The organism is Ralstonia flaminis, from assembly GCF_958415495.1.
GTDB lineage: Bacteria > Pseudomonadota > Gammaproteobacteria > Burkholderiales > Burkholderiaceae > Ralstonia > Ralstonia flaminis.
This window is the reverse complement of record NZ_CATZLL010000006.1, coordinates 346,920-367,121: the sequence shown is the minus strand read 5'-3', so window position 1 is coordinate 367,121 and position 20,202 is coordinate 346,920. Positions and strand designations below refer to the sequence as shown.

The following is a 20,202-nucleotide window of genomic DNA, read 5'->3' as shown; positions in this document are numbered from 1 at the left end:
GGATTGAGAGGCTTATGTGGTGGGAGGCGGTGAAGGCCAACCTGCCCAGCCTGCCGGACTCGGATGTATTTCATATTCATCCGGGGGCGTTGGTGGGGAATTTTTCTGGTGCAACCACTCCAACTTGCAAACAATGTGAAGCATCAATCGCACTAACTAAGGCATTTTTGGCCAAGATTTCCCCCGACGCCAGCGGTAATTTTCTCGACGAATTCTCTAGCGCATCAATAAAATTATTCGACAAATATGGAATCAACACCTGCCAACAGATAAAACATTTATTGGCACAAGCGAAGCATGAAACCAAACGCTTCAAAGCATTCAGAGAATCACTTTACTACGCGAGCTACACCGGTCAGTCTCTATACAACATGGCACCCACGGTAATCAACAACGGGTTTTCCAGAAAGAACATGACATTCCCCAGTCCGGCAGCAAAAATTGCATGGATTCAAAGTCACCTGATAGCAAATGACCCGGCATATGGTGAACATTGTTTTGGCTCGAATGATCAACCTGGAAAAGATTTCCGTGGCCGAGGCCTTCTGCATCTCACCCACTACGAAACATATAAGAAGTGCGCAAGCGAAATAGGCTACCCAATTGATAGCCAACCCGAGCTAGTTGAAAACAACCCAAGAGTCATCATAGAAACAGGCCTGTGGTTCTGGAGAGATAGGAGAATTGGCGCCATTGCCGACAACCCCCTAAACACAGGCGATGAAGGGGTAAAAAAGGTCACCCGTCCAATAAATAGTGGATACAAAGGCCTCACTGAGCGCCAACAATTTAAAAGAGAAATATCAATTATTTTCAATAAGTATTTTTCATCCGGTTGCACAAATGATTAACAAAATCCTAGCCTCACTAGCCATTGTCGGCTGTCACTCTGCGCAAGCTGAGTTCACTTGCAATGACATCCGCGGCGTACAAAGCCACCGACCGCTATCAACAGAAAGAGGAATTGTTTGCTTTGTAAAGCAGCCCGTATTGGACAAAAATAACGGCAACCCAGTCGGCATCGATGAGATCAGCTTGTATTTTATACAAAATTGGCAAAAGCCAAGGAAAGCGGAAGGCAGAGGGCTTCTCTATGATGAATCCCCAGGTGAAATAGTTGATGCCTTTACTATGCACATCAACCAAGATAACGAAGATAAGATCGCCATTATCCAATCCATAGAAATCCGCAACTCCCTTGTTGAGCCAAATTCTTCCGGAAAATTTTATTCCGTCTCTATATTCGATCAATCAGGCTCGACCTTGCGTAGGAATGAGAGAATTTCCGAATGGTTTGGAGAGGGTTACAGTTGGTTGACCAATGGAAACAAAACTTACAAGTACCCCTACACAACTAGAAACCCAGTTCAAGAATCAACGAAATCACCTTTCGCACCACTAATGAATCAGGAGGTTTCCATTCCTGCGTCCATGAAACACAAAAGCCACTTGTATAACGGCCCGAACGCTCAGGACATAACCAATAAATATCTTATAAATGGAGACCACGTTACTGTCGAAAGAAAAACCGGTGGATGGTGTCAAATAAATTACAACGGCGGAAAACGACCCTTAAATATGTGGGTGACATGTGACACCCTCGATCCATGATGTCGCAGGCGGCACAGCATGGTTTGATGTCGTGACGGAAGTACAACCGCGAAGTGCCGCGCCACGCTGGACGACTTGATTGGTCGGCCCAAGCGGATTCTGTCGCAGGAGCAAAAGGGCCAACATAAACAAGCTCTATGCACTGCATGCGCCAGAAGTCAAGCGCCCGGCCAAGGGCAAGGCGCGCAAGCCGTACGAGTTCGGCGTGAAGGTATCAATCACGACCACGCACAAGAAGAACTGGTGCTGGGAGCGCGCTTGATGTCGGGCAATCCGTACGACGGGCACACGCTGGCCGAGGTGCTGGAGCAGGCGCAGATACCGAACGGCGTACAGCCACGGATCGCGGTTGTTGATCGCGGCAATCAGGGTGTGGAGACCGAAGGCATGAAGAACTAAGTGAATTGTTCAGGGCTGACTGCTCTGATTTCGGCGGGTCATGCCCCCTACCCCGCCGGCGCCCGCAACGCCGCCAACGGCGCATTCACCACATCCCCCAACCGCTCCGCCAGCGAATACCGCGCCATATACCGCCGAAAGTGCGCCAAAAACGCCTCCTCGGCGGGCGCCAGACGCCGTTCCTTGTGCCACATCAGATACAGGTCGATATCAGCCACGCCCTCTTCCGGCGGCAGCCTCCACAGCCGCTGCTGCGCCAGATCCTCCGCCACGATGTGCTCCGGCAGACAACCCACCCCATACCCCGCAAACACCAGCCGCTTGATCTCATCCAGGCTCGGCGACGTGGCGATGATGCGCCCTGTGAATCCCTGCTGATCCCGAAACACCGCCAGCGGTGACAGCGCATCGCCCAACTGGTCGCTCATGAACGAGACAAAGTTCTCACCAAGCAGATCGCTGATCGACAGGCCGGTGCGCCCGAACAAGCGGTGGTGGCGTCCGCAGAACACGGCATAGCGCTGCCGCAAAAACAGCTGCCGCTCGAGCTTGTCGATCGGCGTACGGCACAGGCTCAAACCAACGCCGGCGCGCTTCTGCGCAAGCGCATCAAGGATGTCCGCGCTGCGCATCACGTCCACCTGCAGGTCGACACGCGGGTGATGCCGATGAAACGCCGCCAGGCACTCGTCATACACGCCCGATTGGATGCGGCTGACCGTCAGCAAGTGCAGCACGCCGCTCACATCGTCCTGCGGTTCGCCCAGCTCTGAGCCAAGCCGCGCGACATTGCCGTAGACATCGGTGGCGATGCGCAGCACGTCCTCCCCAACGCGCGTGAGGCGGAAGTGCGAGCCACGCCGCTCGATGAGCGTGTGACCGAGCTGATCTTCCAGCCGCCGCAGAGCAAGACTCACCGCCGGCTGTGTGATGTGCAGCCGTACCGCCGCGCGACTGATGCTGCGCTCGTGAACGATGGTGAGGAAGGTGCGCAGCAGGTTCCAGTCAAGCCGGTCGCTGACAAGTGCGGGGTCCAGTGCAGACGGGTCCATGGCGATGAATATGAGTCAGGCTTATACAAACAATAAGTATTCAGAATTTGACTAATACCCGTCAACCGGCAATAAACACGCATCCACCGTCTCGATACGGTGGGCTAAAAAAACACATCTGTGAGGAGCTACATACATGCAACCGTCTCAACCGGGCGGGCGTCAGCCTGCGCGCGCGGCCACGGCCGCCTTTGTCGGCACCATGATCGAGTGGTACGACTTCTACATCTACGCCACCGCCGCAGCACTCGTATTCGGGCCGCTGTTCTTTCCGGGCGGTGATCCATTCCTCAGCACGCTCGCGTCGTTCGGTACGTTTGCCGTGGGTTTCTTCGCGCGGCCGCTTGGCGGCATCGTGTTCGGCCATTGGGGTGACCGCATCGGCCGCAAGAAGGCGCTGATGATCACGCTCACGATGATGGGCCTGGCAACCATCGGCATCGGCCTGTTGCCGACGTATGCCACCGCCGGCGCGCTTGCGCCCGTGCTGCTGGTGCTGCTGCGCGTGGTGCAGGGCATCGCCGTCGGCGGCGAATGGGGCGGCGCGGTGCTGATGGCGGGCGAACATGCGCCCAAGGGCCGCCGCACGTTCTTCGCGTCGTTCGCGCAGCTCGGCAGCCCCGCTGGGTTGATCCTCTCGCTGCTGGCCTTCCGCCTCGTCACGTCGATGGAGAAAGATGTGTTCATGGACTGGGGCTGGCGTCTGCCCTTCCTCGCCAGCGCGGTGCTGCTGATCGTGGGCGTGGCAATCCGACTGGGCGTGAACGAGTCGCCCGAGTTTGCGCAGGTGCAAGCGCAGCGCAAGACCGCCAAGTTGCCGATCGCCGAGGTCTGGCGCACGGCGCGCGTGCCGGTGCTGCTGTGCATTGGCGCCAACACCATCGGCATTGCGGGTGTGTACTTCACCAACACCTTCATGATCGCGTACACGACGCAGTACCTGTCGCTGTCGAAGACGTTGATTCTCGATTGCCTGTTTGCCGTGGCGTTCATCCAGTTCCTCGCGCAGCCGCTGGCGGCTTGGCTGGCGGAGAAGCTCGGCGGGGCGCGCTTCCTCAAGCTGATGGCGCTGCTGGCGATGGCCTCGCCGTATCCGATGTTCCTGCTGGTGCAGACGCGCCAGGCGCCGTTGATGATTCTCGGGATCGCCATCGCCGTGGTGTGCATGGCGAGCTTCTATTCGGTCATCGCGGGCTTTGTATCGGGCGTGTTCGAAACGCGTGTGCGGTACTCCGCGATCTCGCTGTCGTACCAAGTGTGTGGTGCGGTGGCGGGCGGGCTCACGCCGCTGGTGGGCACCATCCTCGCGCAACGCTTCCACGGCGAATGGTGGCCGCTGGCGGTGTTCTACACGCTGCTGGCAGGTGTCTCGCTGTTGTGCATCGCTGGCATCGATGCGCGCCAGCGCGGCCGTGCTCCTGCCGGCGATGCCGTGAACGCCTGATGTGATTCCTCTGGTTCTCCCCCAACCTGCTTCGCCCATGCTGACGTTCTTCCATCCCGAACAGCTGCTGCATCATCCGCAGAGCTACTACTCGCGCGGCAAGATGCGCACGCCGCAAGAGGTGCCAGATCGCGCGCGCAACCTGCTGCAGGCCGCGCGCGATCTCGGCTTCACCATCGCGCAGCCCGAGGACCACGGCCTCGCCCCGCTCACTGCGGTGCACGGCGAGCCCTATCTGCGTTTCCTGCAGGACGCCCACGCCGACTGGCGCCGACTGCCCGAAGACTGGGGCGACGAGGTCATGTCCAACATCTTCGTGCGCGAGCCCAATGCACTGCGCGGCGTGCTGGCCCAGGCCGCGCGCTACCTGGCGGACGGCAGTTGCCCCATCGGCGCAAACACATGGCGATCGGCATACTGGTCGGCACAGAGCGCGGTGGCTGGCGCGCTGGCCATCCTCGGTGGCGAGCGCCTGGCCTACGCACTGTGCCGCCCGCCCGGCCACCATGCACGCCGCGAGGCCGCCGGCGGTTTCTGCTACCTCAACAACGCCGCCGTGGCCGCGCAAGCCTTGCGCGCCAAGTACAAGCGGGTCGCCATCCTCGATACCGACATGCACCACGGCCAGGGCATCCAGGAGATCTTTTACGACCGCGCGGATGTGCTCTACGTCTCCATCCACGGTGATCCGACCAACTTCTACCCCGTGGTCGCCGGCTTTGACGACGAGCACGGCGCAGGCGATGGCGTTGGCCTGAATGTGAACCTGCCGATGCCGCATCGCTCACCGGAATCGGTGTTCTTCGACAAGCTGGGCGAGGCGCTTGCCGCACTCGAACGCTTCCAGCCCGATGCGCTGGTGCTGTCACTCGGCTTCGACATCTATCGCGAAGATCCGCAGTCGCAGGTGGATGTGTCGACGGAAGGCTTTGGCCGTCTCGGCACGGCTATCGGTGGGCTTGGGCTGCCGACGCTGGTTGTCCAGGAGGGCGGCTACCACCTCGCCACCCTTGCACAAAACGCTGCCGCATTCTTCGGCGGCCTTCATCCCACCAGCTGACCTCCTCCCCCAGGCGCAGACATCGCTTTAGCAATTTTGATGTTTGCGCCTACTCACTTCGCAGCCCAAGCGTTTCATACGTTCTCCGGGCCACCTCCCCTCGTCTAGAGTGCCTGCTCGAATTGGGAACTTTGCGTTTTCAAACGTCTGTTCCTAACATGCCCGGGCAACCCCATACACATGTTTGAATCGAGCGTTGGAGCGCTGCAATGCAGCAATCGACCCGATATCAGACCCAAAAAAACGAGGTAGGAGACATGGGACGTCCTGGAGCAGGAGACACCAAGGGCCGCATTCTGGAGGCCACCGAACTGCTGTTCATCGAGTTCGGCTACGAGGCGATGTCGTTGCGGCAGATCACCGCGCGCGCCAAGGTCAATCTGGCAGCGGTCAACTATCACTTCGGCAGCAAGGAAGCGTTGATGCAGTCGGTGCTGGGTCGCCGGCTGGACCCACTCAACACGCGCCGCCTGGCGCTGCTCACCGCCTGCGAAGAACGCTGGACCAAGGAGCAGCTCACCTGCGATCACGTGCTCGGCGCGCTGTTTGTGCCGGCGCTGCAGATGGCGCGCAACCCCGACACGGGCGGCCCCGCCTTCCTGCGCCTGATGGGCCGCGTGTATTCCGACACCTCGCCGTTTGTGCAGAACTATCTGCTTGGGCATTACGCGCCGGTGTTCGGTCGATTCTTCGAAGCGTTCTCATCCGCGCTGCCGCATGTGCCACGCGCTGAACTCGGCTGGCGCCTGCATTTCTCGCTCAAGGCGCTCGCGGGCGTGCTGGCCGGCGATGACCTCAACAACCTGCTGCCGATGTTCACGCAGGGCAAGCCGATGAACGATGCCTCGCTGCTGGCGCGCCTGACCGCGCTGGTGGTGGCCACGCTCAACGCCCCGCTGCCCGGCGAGGCCGGCGCCCTCGACCAGGTGGTCGAACTGGCCGAAGCCCAGGCCCCCACGCCCGTGGCGACAGCCGATGATGCCCCCAACGGCAGCGACAGCGGCAACGGCCACCACGGCTCGGGGCGCCAATCCGGCACCGGCAATGGTCGCGCTCCCGAACGCACGACAACGCCCGCCACCGCATCGCCCTTTGCCGGTGACCTGTTCGGCCGCACGCCCGGCGCACGCGCCAGTGCCGCCCAAGATGCCGACGAGCATGAGGACGAGCACAACAGCGCCCTCGACGACGGTGACGAGCACGAGGACGGCGGCTCCCCGCCCACGGCACGCACCCGTGCGCTGGCCATCCGCCGCAGCAACGCCGCGCGCGCGATCTTCCCGGCCAACCCGATGCGCCCCTGGCGCAGCCCCAGCGCCTGACGGCAACACTAAGCGCGGCGTAGCTTCCACCCCCGTAGGCACGGGAATCGCTGGACATTCGGCACACACCGAATGCCCAGCGCTTGAACGCATCGAATGGAGACCCTCATGACGACGATCTGGATCGTCCTGCTTTGCATTGGCGCGCTCGGCCTCGCCAGCATGGAGGCACCAGCGCTGGCCTGGTTGGCCGGCACGGTTGTGTGGCTGGCAGCGGGTGCATGGCTCGGCCTTGCCGGCCCGGTGTTCACCACCTTACTCGCCATCGTCTTCGTGCTGCCCGCGCTGGTACTCACGCTCAAGCCGCTGCGCCGTGCGCTGATCACGCGCCGCGTGCTGGCGATGTTCCGCAAGATCATGCCGGAGATGTCGCCAACGGAACGCGACGCCATCGAAGCCGGCACCGTCTGGTGGGATGCCGAACTCTTCTCCGGCCGCCCCGACTGGAAGCGGCTGCTGTCGTCGCCGCAGCCGCGTCTGTCGCCTGAGGAGCAATCGTTCCTCGATGTGGAAACCGAGAAGCTCTGCGACCTCGCCAACGACTGGGAAAGCACGCAGATCTGGCAAGACATGTCGCCCGAAGCGTGGGCCTATGCCAAGCAGGCCGGCTTTCTCGGCATGATCATCCCGAAGGAATACGGCGGCAAAGGCTTCTCGGCCTATGCGCACTCGCAGGTCATCATGAAGCTGTCGACGCGTTGCTCAGCGGCAGCGGTGTCGGTCATGGTGCCGAACTCGCTGGGCCCGGCTGAACTGCTGCTGCACTACGGCACCGAGGCGCAGAAGAACCACTACCTGCCGCGTCTCGCACGCGGTGAAGAGATCCCCTGCTTTGCGCTGACCAACGCGTATGCGGGGTCGGACGCCGCTGCCATCCCCGACGTGGGCGTGGTCTGCCGCGGCATGCACGAAGGCCGCGAGACGCTGGGTTTTCGCGTGACCTGGAGCAAGCGCTACATCACGCTCGGGCCGATTGCGACAGTGCTGGGCTTGGCCTTCCGCGCGGTCGATCCGGACGGGCTGCTGGGTAGCGACAAAGAACCCGGCATCACCTGCGCGCTGATCCCAACCAAGCACCCGGGCGTGAACATCGGCCGCCGCCACTGGCCTCTGAACGCGGTGTTCCAGAACGGCCCGAACTCCGGCAAGGATGTGTTCATCCCGATCGATTGGGTGATCGGCGGGCGGCCGCAAGTCGGCCGTGGCTGGCGCATGCTGATGGAATGCCTGGCGGCAGGCCGCGCGATTTCGCTGCCGTCGTCCAACGTCGGGCTGGCCAAGATTGCCGTACGCAGTACCGGCGCGTATGCCGCCGTCCGCCGCCAGTTCCGCACGCCCATCGGCAAGTTCGAGGGCATTCAGGAAGCGCTCGGCCGCATGGGCGGCAACCTGTACATGATGGATGCAGCGCGGCGCCTGTCTGCGCTGGCGGTGGACCTGGGCGAGAAGCCCTCGGTCATCTCCGCCATTGCCAAGTACCACGTCACCGAACGTGCGCGCGATGTGGTCAACGATGCGATGGACATCGTCGGCGGCAAGGGCATCTGCATGGGTCCGAACAACTTCCTGGCGCGTGCGTATCAGCAGGTGCCCATTGCCATCACGGTGGAAGGTGCGAACATCATGACGCGCTGCCTGATCATCTTCGGGCAGGGTGTGATCCGCTGTCATCCGTATGTGCTGCGTGAAATGACGGCTGCGCAGGGTGCCGATTCCCCCGAGAGCGTGCGCGCCTTTGATGCGGCACTGTTCGGGCATGGCGCCTTCATCGCGGGCAACTTCGTGCGTGCGTTCCTGCACGCGCTGTCGGGCGGGCGCGTGGTGCCGGCACCCAGCAATGCCGCGCCGGAAATGCACCGCTACTACCAGGCCGTCAACCGCTTCTCGACCGCGCTTGCACTGCTGTCCGACGTGTCGATGTTCACGCTGGGCGGCACGCTCAAGCGCCGCGAGAGCATCACCGGGCGGCTGGGCGACATCCTCTCGCAGATGTACTTGATCTCGTCTGCGCTCAAGCGCTTTGAAGACGAAGGCCGCCCGGTCGAAGATGCGCCGCTGGTGCACTGGTCGGTGCAAGACGCGCTGGTCAAGGCGCACGACGCATTGGACGGCGTGCTGGCGAACTTTCCGAGCCGGGGCATCGCCAGATTGCTGCGCGCATTGATCTTTCCGTTTGGCGCGGCCTATCACAAGCCGTCGGATGCGCTGGCTGCGCAAGTCGCGGAACTGATGCAAACACCGGGCGCCGCGCGTGACCGCCTGCTGGCCGATTCGTACTGCCCCACGCCCGACATCGACCCGATCGCCTATGGCGAAGCGGCCTTCCGCTTGCAACCGGCAGTGGATGCCATCGAGCAGCGCTTGAAACCCGTCATCCGAGAAGGCAAGCTGCCGCCCGTGCCGCAAAGCCTGCCCGACTTCGAAGACTGGACTGCGCAGGCCGTGGCACAAGGCCTCATCGACGAGGCCGAACGCAAGCAACTGTGCGACTACGCGCGCTACGGCGAACACGCCGTCGCCGTGGATGATTTCCCGCCCGACTTCAACCTGCTGGCCGATCTGCAGCGCCGCAAGGATGCGCTCGATGCCCTGCAAGCCGCAGAACGCCGCGCAGCCTGATCCAACCACAACAACAACGATGCAAGACAAGTACCTCGATTTCGTCGGTTCCGGTTTTGGCAAATGGCTGTCGGCCAACCTTGGCCTGCCGCAACCGGTGCCGCTGCGCCGGTATCAGGAAGGAAAACCGGAGTTCGTCGGCCCGTTCCTGGTGGGGGCCGCACCGGGCGGCGCGATGCGCGAAACACTGGCCGCGCTGTTTGCCGAGATCGGCGTACCTACGCGCTTTCATGAAAGCGACCCCGAATGGCTCGGCGCTGCCAACCGGCATGGGCAGATCACCGGGCGCTTTGTTGCGCCCACAGGCAAGGAAGGCGATGCGTTTGACCGCGTTGGTGGCATCGTCTTCGATGCCACCGGCATTCAAACAACGGAAGACCTCGACGCGCTGTATCACGTGTTCCACGACGGCGTGCGTGCCGTCGGCCGCTGTGGGCGCGTGGTGGTCATCGGCCGTCCGCCTGAAGACTGCAAGACACCGAAGGCTGCAATCGCCCAGCGCGCGCTGGAGGGGATGACGCGCTCGCTCGGCAAGGAGATCCGGCGTGGTTGCACGGCGCAGCTCGTCTACGTGGCCGAGGGCGCCGAGAACGTGGCGGCGTCGACGCTGCGGTTTTTGCTGTCGGCGCGCTCGGCGTATGTATCGGGGCAGGTGGTACGCGTGCGGGCGGCAGTCACGGTTTCCGTGGATTGGCAAAAACCACTGGCCGGGCGTACCGCACTGGTGACGGGTGCCTCGCGCGGCATCGGCGCGGCGATTGCGCATGTGCTGGCGCGCGACGGTGCACGTGTGCTGTGCCTCGATGTGCCCGCCGCGCAGGAAGGGTTGAGCGCAGTGGCGCAGGAGATCGGCGGTGAAGCACTGGCCTACGACATTGCCGCGCCGGAAACACCCGCCCTGCTTGCGCAGCAACTGGCTGCCGCAGGCGGCATCGACATCCTCGTGCACAACGCCGGCATCACGCGCGACAAGACCATCGCCCGCATGACTGAACCGGCATGGCGCAGCGTGCTCGACATCAACCTCACCGCGCAGTTGCGCATCAACGATGCGCTGCTTGCTGCCAACGCGCTGCATGCGGGCGGGGCCATCGTCTGCGTGTCGTCCATCAGCGGCATTGCGGGCAATCTGGGGCAGACCAACTATGCGACGTCCAAGGCGGGCGTGATCGGGCTGGTGCAAGCCAGTGCGCCACTGCTGGCCGAGCGCGGCATCACCATCAATGCCGTTGCACCGGGCTTTATTGAAACGCAGATGACGGCGGCCGTGCCCTTCGCCATCCGCGAGGCGGGCCGCCGCATGAACGCAATGAGCCAGAGCGGCCAGCCGGTTGACGTGGCCGAGGCGATAGCGTGGTTTGCCTGCCCGGCGTCCAACGGTGTGACCAGCAATGTCGTGCGCGTGTGCGGCCAGAGCCTGCTCGGAGCCTAGAACGATCATGCCGCCCACCGTTGCCACACGCACCCGCGCAACCGTCACGCCGCTCTTTGCCACACAAACGCTGGTAGCAACGCCGCCGTCAGCCAAGGCGCTGGCGTGGCGGGCGCTGCTGTCGCAACGCAAGGGCAAGCGCGGCGGGCCGCTGCCGCGCCATACGCTGGTGCGGCAGGAGGTGCCGCTGGATGCAGAGCACATCGCGCACTACGCCGCCGTTTGCGGCTTCTCGCCCGCACATGGCGTGCCGATGACCTATCCGCACCTGCTGGGCTTTCCGCTGCAACTCATGTTGATGACGGAATCGGCGTTTCCCTATCCGGTCATCGGGCTGGTGCACCTGTGCAATACGATCCGCCAGCATCGGCCACTCACCGCCGGAGAACGCGTGCGTGTGGAAGTCCGCCCGCGCCGGCTGTTCCAGCATGCACGCGGGCAGGCATTTGCCATTGAAACCGCTGTAGTCAGGGCGGGCACCGTGGTGTGGGAATCGCTCTCGACCTACCTGCGCGTAGGCGTGGCGTCTCCGCAGGGGGCACCGCTGATTGCGTTGCCGGCCGAGCAGGACCTGTCGCGCGACGGCCACTGGGATGCCCCTGCCGACACCGGCCGCCGCTATGCCCGCGTCTCGGGCGACTGGAACCCGATCCACGTATCGAACCTTGGCGCGAAGCTGTTCGGCTTTGCGCACCCCATCGCCCACGGCATGTGGACCAAGGCACGCGCACTGGCTGCGCTGCTGCCCGCTGCGCCGCTTGCACAGGGCGAGGTGGTGGCCGAGTTCAAGACGCCGTTGTCGCTGCCTGGTGCGGCCACGCTGTGGCAAGCCGGCGAAGCGACGCCAGGCCGCGCGTTCGAGGTACGCAACACCGCCGGCGACAAACCCTATCTGCGCGGCGTGCTGACACTGCCGCAAGCACAACAAGACAACACGGGAGACCGAATCCATGCTCGTTAACGTGCATGCAGGTGCACAGGTGCGCCGCGTCGCCATCCTCGGGGGCAACCGCATTCCGTTCGCCCGCTCGAACACGGCCTACGCCACCGCATCGAACCAGCAGATGCTGACCGCCGCCCTGCAGGGCCTGGTCGACCGCTTCAACCTGCACGGACAGCGTCTGGACGAAGTGGTGGCTGGCGCCGTGATCAAACTCTCGCGGGATTTCAACCTGACGCGCGAATCGGTGCTCTCCACCACGCTCGCCAAGCAGACGCCAGCGTATGACGTGCAGCAAGCGTGTGGTACGGGACTGGAAGCGGCCATCCTGGTGGCCAACAAGATCGCGCTGGGGCAGATCGACGTGGGCATCGCGGGCGGCACGGATACCACGTCCGACGCGCCCGTCGGCCTGAACGAGAAGATGCGCAAGATTCTGCTGGAAGCCAACCGCGCCAAGTCCACCGGTGCACGCCTCAAGGCGCTGGCGGGGCTGCGGCCGTCGATGTTTGTGCGGCCGCTCCTGCCGCGCAACAGCGAGCCGCGCACCGGCCTGTCGATGGGAGAGCACTGCGAGCTGATGGCCAAGCGCTGGGGCATTCGCCGCGAAGACCAGGATGCACTGGCCCTGCGTAGCCACCACAACCTGACGGCCGCTTACGAGCGTGGCTTCTTCACCGACCTGATGACCGCCCACCTCGGGCTGGATCGCGACAACAACCTGCGCAGCAACCTCACGGCGGATCAGCTTACCAAGCTGCAACCAGTGTTCGACCGCAGCGCCAGCGGCACCCTGACCGCCGGCAACTCCACGCCCCTCACCGACGGTGCCTCGTGTGTGCTGCTCGCCAGCGAGGACTGGGCGCGCGAACACAACCTGCCCGTGCTCGCCTACATGACGTGCGCGGACACGGCTGCTGTCGATTTCTTCAGCGGCACACCCGAGCAGAACGAAGGGCTGCTGATGGCACCGGCCTATGCCGTCTCACGCATGCTGCAGCGCGCGGGCCTCACGCTGCAGGACTTCGACTACTACGAGATCCACGAAGCCTTTGCTGCCCAGGTGCTCTGCACGCTGGCGGCATGGGAGTCGCCCGAGTACTGCTGCGAAAAACTCGGCCGCAACGCACCGCTGGGCAGCATCGACCGCAGCAAGCTCAACGTGAACGGCAGCTCGCTGGGCACGGGCCACCCGTTTGCCGCCACGGGCGGGCGCATCGTCGCCACGCTCGCCAAGATGCTGGCGCAACGGGGCAGCGGGCGCGGGCTGGTGTCGATATGCGCGGCCGGTGGGCAAGGCGTGGTCGCCATTCTGGAGCGCCCTGAAACGATGTCGCACTAAACCGCTCGGGCCAAAACGGGAACGGCCCGACCTCAAAACCCGCGCGGCACATAACAACAGCTCGCCGCATTTGTCATGGACGGAGACACCATGAACACCGTTGCCGACCCAACTCAGCCAAACTCGAGCCTGACCGACCGGAGCGACCGCATCTGGCTGAAGTCGTATCCCGAAGGCGTACCCGCCGAGATCGACCCCGACCGCTATCACTCGCTGGCCGAGGTGTTTCGCGAATCGGTGGAGAAGTATCGCAATCGGGTCGCCTATGTGAGCGTCGGCACGGAAATGACGTACGACGAATGCGAGCGCAAGGCCAGGCAGTTCGCCGCATGGCTGCAATCGCGCGGCGTGAAGAAGGGCGACCGCGTAGCGATCATGCTGCCCAACAGCCTGCAGTATCCGGTGTGTCTGTTCGGCACGCTGCTGGCGGGTGCCATCGTCGTCAATGTGAACCCGCTGTACACGGTGCCCGAGCTGGCGCACCAGTTGCGCGATTCCGGCGCCCAGACCATCGTCGTGCTGGAGAACTTTGCGCGCACGCTGGAACAGGCGCTGCCCCTGGCGGCACCCGTACAGGTGCGCAATATCGTCCTCACCGGCATTGGCGACCTGATGGGCGGGGCGCTCAACCTCAAGGGCCGCGCGCTGAACTTTGTGATGCGCAACGTGCAGAAGCAGGTGCCGCGGTACAAGCTGCCCGCTCCCATCTGGTTGCGCGATGCGCTGGCCACGGGCCGCACGCGGGCGCCGCAAGCCGTGTCGCTGGCGCCGGAAGACATCGCCTTCCTGCAGTACACCGGCGGCACCACCGGCGTGGCCAAGGGCGCCATGCTCACCCACCGCAACATCATCGCCAACCTGCTGCAGGCGGAGGTGTGGTCCAAGGGCATGCTTTCGGGCGATGCGGAGACCAATGTCACGCTGCTGCCGCTGTATCACATCTTCTCGCTCACGGTGAACCTGCTGATGTTCATGACCATGGGCGGGCGCAACATCCTGATTGCCAATCCGCGCGACACCAAGCGCGTGCTGTTTATCCTGCGCAATGAACGTTTCTCAGGCATTGCCGGCGTCAACACACTGTTCAACTCGCTGCTGGAAGACCCGGAGTTCGCCAAGCGCGATTTCTCGGCCATGAAGATCACCATCGGCGGCGGCATGGCGGTGCAGCGCGCCATCGCCCAGCGCTGGAAGCAGGTGACGGGCCACACCATCGTTGAGGGCTACGGGCTGACGGAGTGCTCACCCGTGGTGTCGATGAACCCGCCACAGGTGACCGAGTTCAGCGGCACCATCGGCCTGCCGGCGCCGTCCACCGAGGTACGCTTCAAGGCCGATGACGGCAGCATCGCCCCACTGGGCGAGCCCGGCGAATTGCAGGTACGCGGGCCGCAGGTCATGCGCGGCTACTGGCAGCGCCCAGATGAAACCGCCAAAGCCATCGACGCCGACGGCTGGTTCTCCACCGGCGACATCGGCGTGATGGACACCAACGGCTACATCCGCCTGATCGATCGCAAAAAGGACATGATCCTGGTCTCGGGCTTCAACGTGTATCCGAACGAGATCGAAGACGCCGTCGCGCTGCACCCCGAAGTGCTGGAAGTGGCCGCCATCGGCGTGCCCGACCCGGTGGCAGGCGAGCGGGTGAAGATCATCGTGGTACGCCGCACTGGCGCGCTGACGGAGCCTGCGCTGCTCGAACACTGCCGCGCGCACCTGACCGGCTACAAGATGCCGCGCATTATCGAGTTCCGCGATGAAGAGCTGCCCAAGTCGACCGTGGGCAAGATCCTGCGCCGCGAGCTGCGCGATGCCGATCCCGACATCAAGCGCGCCCGCGCACAGGCACAGCAATGACCACCCCCACGATCGCAACGATGGAGAAGACCCCCATGCAACTGCGCACGCTTGCCCTGGCGACGGCACTGGTCTGCACGACCGCGGCCTGGGCCCAGACCCCCGAAGCTTCTGCACCCGCAGCACCCGCAGTGCCCGCAGTGCCCACCGCCACTGCGGCACCGGCATCGCAATCCACCGCCATCGCCGGCTTTGCCGCCATGGACGTCGCCCGGCAGACAACCTGGCTCAGCGGCCAGGTCCATGCCAACGCCTTTGCCGATTGGTCCGACGACGACATCCTCGCCATGGCCCAGGCGATGAAGCCAGAGACACTGGTGCGCTGGCTGCGCGCCGAGGTGGCCAAGCTGCCCGAGTACGAATACCGCATGCGCCGGCAGGAGCGCGTGAAAGACCAGTGGCAGAGCCAGCCGGCCCTCATGCTGATCCGCTATCGCAATGCACCGCGCCAGGTCTACGCCCGCTGGCTCAAGGGCGGCTCGCATGCAGGCCAGGAAATCATTTACGACGAGACCGTGCGCAAGGATGAGATGTACGGCCACCTGGGCGGCCTCTTCGGCTTTGCCGCCATCTGGAGCGCGCTGGATGGGTCGTTGGCCAAATCGCAGTCGAACCACACCGCGCGTGAGCTGGGGCTGCAGTTCATCGTCGACACGGTGGAACGCGATGGGCGCGCGCACGTGGCGGCGGGCGGCAGCGGCAAGTTCAACGAAGCCAAGATGGTGACCGAAGGCGGCGAGCGCATGCTGCGCCTGACCTGGGATGCCCCCAGTGGCCCGCCCACGTTCTACGCCAAGCGTGTGCGGCTGTCGTTCGACCTGAAAAACCCCTGGGTTCGTGTCGAAGAATCCTGGGATGAGTCGGGCAACCAGATCGAAAAGATCGTCATCGAGAGCGTCACGCGCAAGACCTGGAACGACCAGACCTTCAACCCCAAGAACCCGGAATACAAGTTTTAAAGCCTCACCCGCAGACCGTTGTGCACCAAGGCTCCGCTGACTGACAGCCGGTATGAAACAGGATTAGGGGAAACCCCTGTGGTGTGCGTACCAGCTAGAGGAAAACCTCGGTGAACGCAGCGAAAACGCTGCGTTATGCTGCGGAAACACAAATCGCCACACCCAGGCGAAATAACAATCCAATCCAGAGAGACAACCACATGAACCGCACCACTCGCCGCTTTGCTGCAGCACTCGCTTGCGCTGCCAGCGCCCTCGCTGTCCCCCTCGCTCATGCGCAATCGTCCGATGCCGGCTCCAGCAGCAGTAGCGGCGGCGGTTTCAGCAGCTTCATGGACAACTACGTCTGGGGCCGCAACGTCGCGGCGGTGGGCTGGTTCTATATCCGTCCGATGGATTCGGCCACGCCGCTGACCACCACCACGAGCGCGCTGGGCCTGGGCACGTACCAGTCGCCCGGAACTGACGTGCGAGTCAGTAACGCCAACACGCTGTCGCTCACGTTCACGCACTTCTTTACCGACAACATCGCCGGTACGTTCGTGGGTGGCGTGCCGCCCAAGTTCAACCTGTACGGCAGCGGCAACGTGATCGCGCCGGTGCCGGTCATCGGGCCGCTGACGCTCATCAACCTTGGCCTGCCGCAAAACAATCCGGTCGCCACCGTGCGTGAATGGAGCCCGGCCATCGTCGCCCAGTACTACTTCGGCACGAAGGAAAGCAAGCTGCGTCCGTTCATCGGCGCGGGCGTCAGCTACAACTTCTTCACCAACCTGAAGCTGAACCCGAACTTCGTCAACGCGCTGCAGAACCTCGGTCAGGTGCTGCAGCTCGGCATGGGCCAGGTGCCGAGCGGCACCGCCAAGGTGACGGCGGAAACGTCGAGCTCCTGGACGCCGGTTGCCAACATTGGCGTGTCGTACGAGTTCGCCAAGAACTGGATCGCCACGGGCACCGTGTCGTACCTGCCGCTGAAGACGACTTCCACCATCACGATCCGCAGTGCGCAGGGTCAGGTGCTGGCGGTCAACAAGACCGACATCAAGGTCGACCCGCTGGTGTTCGGCCTGAACCTCGGCTATCGGTTCTAAGCCGCAACGTTGCGCCTGAACAAACGCCACCTCCGGGTGGCGTTTTTCATTGCCGCTTTTCACGATGATAGGAATCGATATGATGGCGGGGTTTCAGCATCGCTCGCCCGTTTCACCCTGCCCGCCACGCCACCCATGACCCAGCCTTCCATCGCCATCGTCGGAGCCGGCATTGCCGGTGTTGCCTGTGCCAACGCGCTTGCCGCAGAAGGCATTGCCGCCACCGTCTATGAACGCGCCGGCGGCGTGGGCGGCCGGCTGGCCACCACGGTGCTGCCCGAAGGCGCCCCGGCTTACGCCTTTGACCACGGCGCGCAGTCATTCAACGTGCGCAGCGAAGCCTTCCGCCGTGCGATGGATGCCGCCCGCCGGCAAGGCTCGGTGATGCCGTGGCCGGCACGCTGGGGGCATCGCACAGCAGACGCCCTGCAGGCGGATTCACGCGACGAGGCCCGCTACGTCGGCCTGCCCGGTATGGGCGCGCTGGTGCGCAGTTTGGCGACGCCGCTGGATGTGCGCTTCGGCCACGCCGTCACGCGCGTCGCACACGAGGGGCGCCGCTGGACCATCGAGCGCGCCGGCGCCGACACCGCCCATGCCGACATCGTCGCCCTGGCCCTGCCCGCACCCGAACTGCCGGCGCTGTTTGGCAACGTGGCACCCGCCTCGCTGCAGGAAGCCATCTCGCCGGTGCGCTACGCACCCTGCTGGGCGTTGATGATGGGCTTTACGCAATCGCTGGACCTGCCGTATGACGGCATCCGCATTGACGACGACATGCTCGCCTGGGCCGCACGCGACAACACCAAGCCAGGCCGGGTGATGGTGGATGAGTCCTGGGTGGTGCATGCGTCGCCGGGCTGGTCGGCCGCACACGCCAACGACACCCCCGAGCAGGCGCTGCACGCTCTGCATGCCCGCTTTGCCGAGGCCTTTCCCGGCACGCCTGAGCCCGACATCATGGCGGCGCATCTGTGGCCGCATGCACTGGTCGAACAATCCGCCGGCATGCCCTGCCATTGGGACACCGCCGCCCGCCTGGGCGCCTGCGGCGACTGGTGCGAGGGCCCGCGTGTCGAGGCCGCGTTCCTGAGCGGTGTTGCGCTGGCCGCAAAGATTGCCGAAGCGCTATAGGAACACACTGGCCAGCGTTACAATGTCGGGTTGTCTCGTGTTTCGTGTGCCGGGTCGCTCACCCGGCGGTGGCTTTCTCCTGACGACGCCATGCGCACCCGACGCCAAGTCCTCGCCCTAGCCTTTGCCGTGGTTGCGGCATCAGCGCCGCTGCTGTCCGCCCATGCGCAAGTCCTGCGCAACATTCCGGCGGTGGCTCCGGCAGCCCAGTTGACCGTCAATTCGGTCAATACCGGCACGCTGACCACTGGCAGCACGGGCTTGGTGAACATCCTGCTGCTCGGTTTCGGAACCACCAAGGCTGATATCCGCTTCGCCCCCGGCGTGCGGATCCTGTCGCTGGATGGCCGGCTGATGCCGCCGGGTTCGGTGGTCGGCCAGACGTTCAAGGTGCGCTATCAGCTCGACCTGTATCAGCAGTTGCTGACGGCCTGGGTCGTCAGTGATGACGACTACAAGGCCGCGGTCGCCACTCAGGCTCAGGCGCAAGCGCAGTCTCAGTAGCGCCAGACGTCAGAACGCCCCACGAAGCACGTGCCCCCAGGTCAACCACTGTGAACGGCACATGAAAAAAGTCTTCATCAAAACCTACGGCTGCCAGATGAACGAGTACGACTCGGACAAGATGTCCGATGTGCTCAACGCTGCCGAAGGTCTCGTCCCCACCGACACGCCCGAAGATGCGGATGTGATCCTCTTCAACACATGCTCCGTGCGTGAGAAAGCGCAGGAGAAGGTGTTCTCCGAGCTTGGCCGCGTCAAGGCGCTCAAAGCACTCAAGCCGGACCTCGTGGTCGGCGTGGGCGGCTGTGTCGCCAGCCAGGAAGGCGCCTCCATCGTGGCGCGTGCGCCGTACGTGGACGTCGTCTTCGGCCCGCAGACGCTGCACCGCCTGCCGGAGCTGATCGCCGCGCGCCGCCGCACGGGCCGCTCACAAGTCGACGTGTCTTTCCCCGAGATCGAGAAGTTCGACCACCTGCCGCCCGCGCGCGTGGAAGGCGCCACGGCGTTCGTATCGATCATGGAAGGCTGCTCAAAGTACTGCAGCTACTGCGTCGTTCCCTACACCCGCGGCGAAGAAGTCTCGCGCCCCTTCGATGACGTGCTGGCTGAAGTGGCCGGCCTGGCCGAGCAAGGCGTGCGTGAAGTCACGCTGCTGGGCCAGAACGTCAACGCCTACATCGGCAAGATGGGCGACACCAGCGAGCGCGCGGACTTTGCCCTGCTGCTGGAATACGTGGCCGAGATTCCGGGCATTGAGCGCATCCGCTACACGACCAGCCACCCGAAGGAATTCACCTCGCGCCTGATCGAGGCCTACGCCACCAACCCGAAGCTGGTCGACCACTTGCACCTGCCCGTGCAGCACGGCTCCGACCGCATCCTGATGGCGATGAAGCGCGGCTACACGGTGCTCGAATACAAGAGCAGCATCCGCAAACTGCGTGCGATCCGGCCGAACATCTCGATCGCCACCGATTTCATTGTCGGCTTCCCGGGCGAGACCGATGCGGACTTCGCCAAGACGATGGACCTGATTCACGAGATCGGCTACGACACCTCGTTCAGCTTCATCTACAGCCCGCGCCCCGGCACGCCGGCCGCCAACCTGCATGACGATACGCCGCAGGCCGTCAAGCTCGAACGCCTGAAACATTTGCAGGCGACCATCGAAGAGAACGTCGCGCGCATCAGCCAAGGCATGGTCGGCAGCGTGCAGCGCATCCTCGTGGAAGGCCCGTCGCGCAAGGACCCGACCGAGCTGCACGGCCGCACCGAGAACAACCGCGTGGTCAACTTTGCCCTGCCGGACCTGCCGCAAGCGCGCCGCGACCAGCTGATCGGCCAGATGCTGGACGTGCGCATCGTGCACGCCTTCCCGCACTCGCTGCGCGGTGAGGTGGTCGCCGATGACAACCGTGTGACCCATTGATCAT

Annotated in this window: 16 protein-coding genes and 1 pseudogene; 16 read left to right on the top strand and 1 reads right to left on the bottom strand. The window is 63.6% G+C overall.

Annotated elements, in window-relative coordinates:
* The 3 genes and pseudogenes from R2N11_RS12395 to R2N11_RS12385 form a co-directional block, all read left to right on the top strand.
* Positions 1 to 851, top strand: an 851-nt coding sequence (locus tag R2N11_RS12395) for a glycoside hydrolase family 19 protein (RefSeq protein ID WP_316681251.1), incomplete at its 5' end; no start/stop codon positions are given.
* Positions 757 to 1,611 carry a hypothetical protein gene (locus tag R2N11_RS12390; protein WP_316681250.1) on the top strand — a complete coding sequence of 285 codons (855 nt, stop codon included), beginning with the start codon at positions 757 to 759 and terminating at the stop codon, positions 1,609 to 1,611. The genes R2N11_RS12395 and R2N11_RS12390, both read left to right, overlap by 95 nt.
* A gap of 57 nt (positions 1,612 to 1,668) precedes the next feature.
* Positions 1,669 to 2,004: pseudogene (locus R2N11_RS12385) on the top strand (transposase); the annotation flags it as partial.
* 53 nt (positions 2,005 to 2,057) lie between these two features.
* On the opposite strand, the gene R2N11_RS12380 reads toward R2N11_RS12385, so the two are convergent.
* On the bottom strand, positions 2,058 to 3,062 hold the full coding sequence (locus R2N11_RS12380; RefSeq protein WP_199031582.1) for a LysR family transcriptional regulator: 1,005 nt from the start codon (positions 3,060 to 3,062) through the stop codon (positions 2,058 to 2,060).
* Positions 3,063 to 3,198: 136 nt separating this feature from the next.
* Here R2N11_RS12380 and R2N11_RS12375 point away from each other — a divergent pair, with 136 nt between their 5' ends.
* From R2N11_RS12375 to miaB, 13 genes are all read left to right on the top strand, one after another.
* Positions 3,199 to 4,506 (top strand): MFS transporter, encoded by a 1,308-nt coding sequence (locus tag R2N11_RS12375; RefSeq protein ID WP_199031581.1) that lies wholly within the window; start codon positions 3,199 to 3,201, stop codon positions 4,504 to 4,506.
* Positions 4,507 to 4,543: 37 nt separating this feature from the next.
* On the top strand, positions 4,544 to 5,566 hold the full coding sequence (locus tag R2N11_RS12370) for a histone deacetylase family protein (protein ID WP_316681249.1): 1,023 nt from the start codon (positions 4,544 to 4,546) through the stop codon (positions 5,564 to 5,566).
* A gap of 257 nt (positions 5,567 to 5,823) precedes the next feature.
* Positions 5,824 to 6,888 carry a TetR/AcrR family transcriptional regulator gene (locus R2N11_RS12365; protein WP_316681248.1) on the top strand — a complete coding sequence of 355 codons (1,065 nt, stop codon included), beginning with the start codon at positions 5,824 to 5,826 and terminating at the stop codon, positions 6,886 to 6,888.
* Between the two features lie 108 nt (positions 6,889 to 6,996).
* Positions 6,997 to 9,507, top strand: coding sequence for an acyl-CoA dehydrogenase (locus R2N11_RS12360; protein WP_316681247.1), 2,511 nt, complete (start codon positions 6,997 to 6,999; stop codon positions 9,505 to 9,507).
* 19 nt (positions 9,508 to 9,526) lie between these two features.
* Entirely contained in the window at positions 9,527 to 10,939 is a 1,413-nt protein-coding gene (locus tag R2N11_RS12355) for a 3-oxoacyl-ACP reductase (RefSeq protein WP_316681261.1), read from the top strand.
* A gap of 7 nt (positions 10,940 to 10,946) precedes the next feature.
* Positions 10,947 to 11,900, top strand: coding sequence for a MaoC/PaaZ C-terminal domain-containing protein (locus tag R2N11_RS12350; RefSeq protein ID WP_316681246.1), 954 nt, complete (start codon positions 10,947 to 10,949; stop codon positions 11,898 to 11,900).
* A complete protein-coding gene (locus R2N11_RS12345) occupies positions 11,890 to 13,221 on the top strand; it encodes an acetyl-CoA C-acetyltransferase (protein ID WP_316681245.1) in 1,332 nt (443 codons plus the stop codon). Before R2N11_RS12350 ends, R2N11_RS12345 begins: the two co-directional genes overlap by 11 nt.
* A 90-nt stretch (positions 13,222 to 13,311) precedes the next feature.
* Positions 13,312 to 15,081: an AMP-binding protein gene (locus tag R2N11_RS12340; RefSeq protein ID WP_316681244.1), complete on the top strand. Its 1,770-nt coding sequence runs from the start codon at positions 13,312 to 13,314 to the stop codon at positions 15,079 to 15,081.
* Between the two features lie 35 nt (positions 15,082 to 15,116).
* Positions 15,117 to 16,040: a DUF1571 domain-containing protein gene (locus R2N11_RS12335; RefSeq protein WP_316681260.1), complete on the top strand. Its 924-nt coding sequence runs from the start codon at positions 15,117 to 15,119 to the stop codon at positions 16,038 to 16,040.
* A gap of 200 nt (positions 16,041 to 16,240) precedes the next feature.
* The gene (locus tag R2N11_RS12330) at positions 16,241 to 17,131 is read left to right on the top strand and encodes an OmpW/AlkL family protein (protein ID WP_199031574.1); all 891 of its coding nucleotides are present in this window, start codon (positions 16,241 to 16,243) and stop codon (positions 17,129 to 17,131) included.
* A 135-nt stretch (positions 17,132 to 17,266) separates the two neighbouring features.
* Positions 17,267 to 18,265, top strand: coding sequence for an NAD(P)/FAD-dependent oxidoreductase (locus R2N11_RS12325; RefSeq protein WP_316681243.1), 999 nt, complete (start codon positions 17,267 to 17,269; stop codon positions 18,263 to 18,265).
* A gap of 90 nt (positions 18,266 to 18,355) precedes the next feature.
* Positions 18,356 to 18,769 carry a hypothetical protein gene (locus R2N11_RS12320; RefSeq protein WP_316681242.1) on the top strand — a complete coding sequence of 138 codons (414 nt, stop codon included), beginning with the start codon at positions 18,356 to 18,358 and terminating at the stop codon, positions 18,767 to 18,769.
* A gap of 61 nt (positions 18,770 to 18,830) precedes the next feature.
* A complete protein-coding gene (gene miaB / locus R2N11_RS12315) occupies positions 18,831 to 20,198 on the top strand; it encodes a tRNA (N6-isopentenyl adenosine(37)-C2)-methylthiotransferase MiaB (RefSeq protein WP_316681241.1) in 1,368 nt (455 codons plus the stop codon).
* Positions 20,199 to 20,202 lie beyond the last annotated feature (4 nt).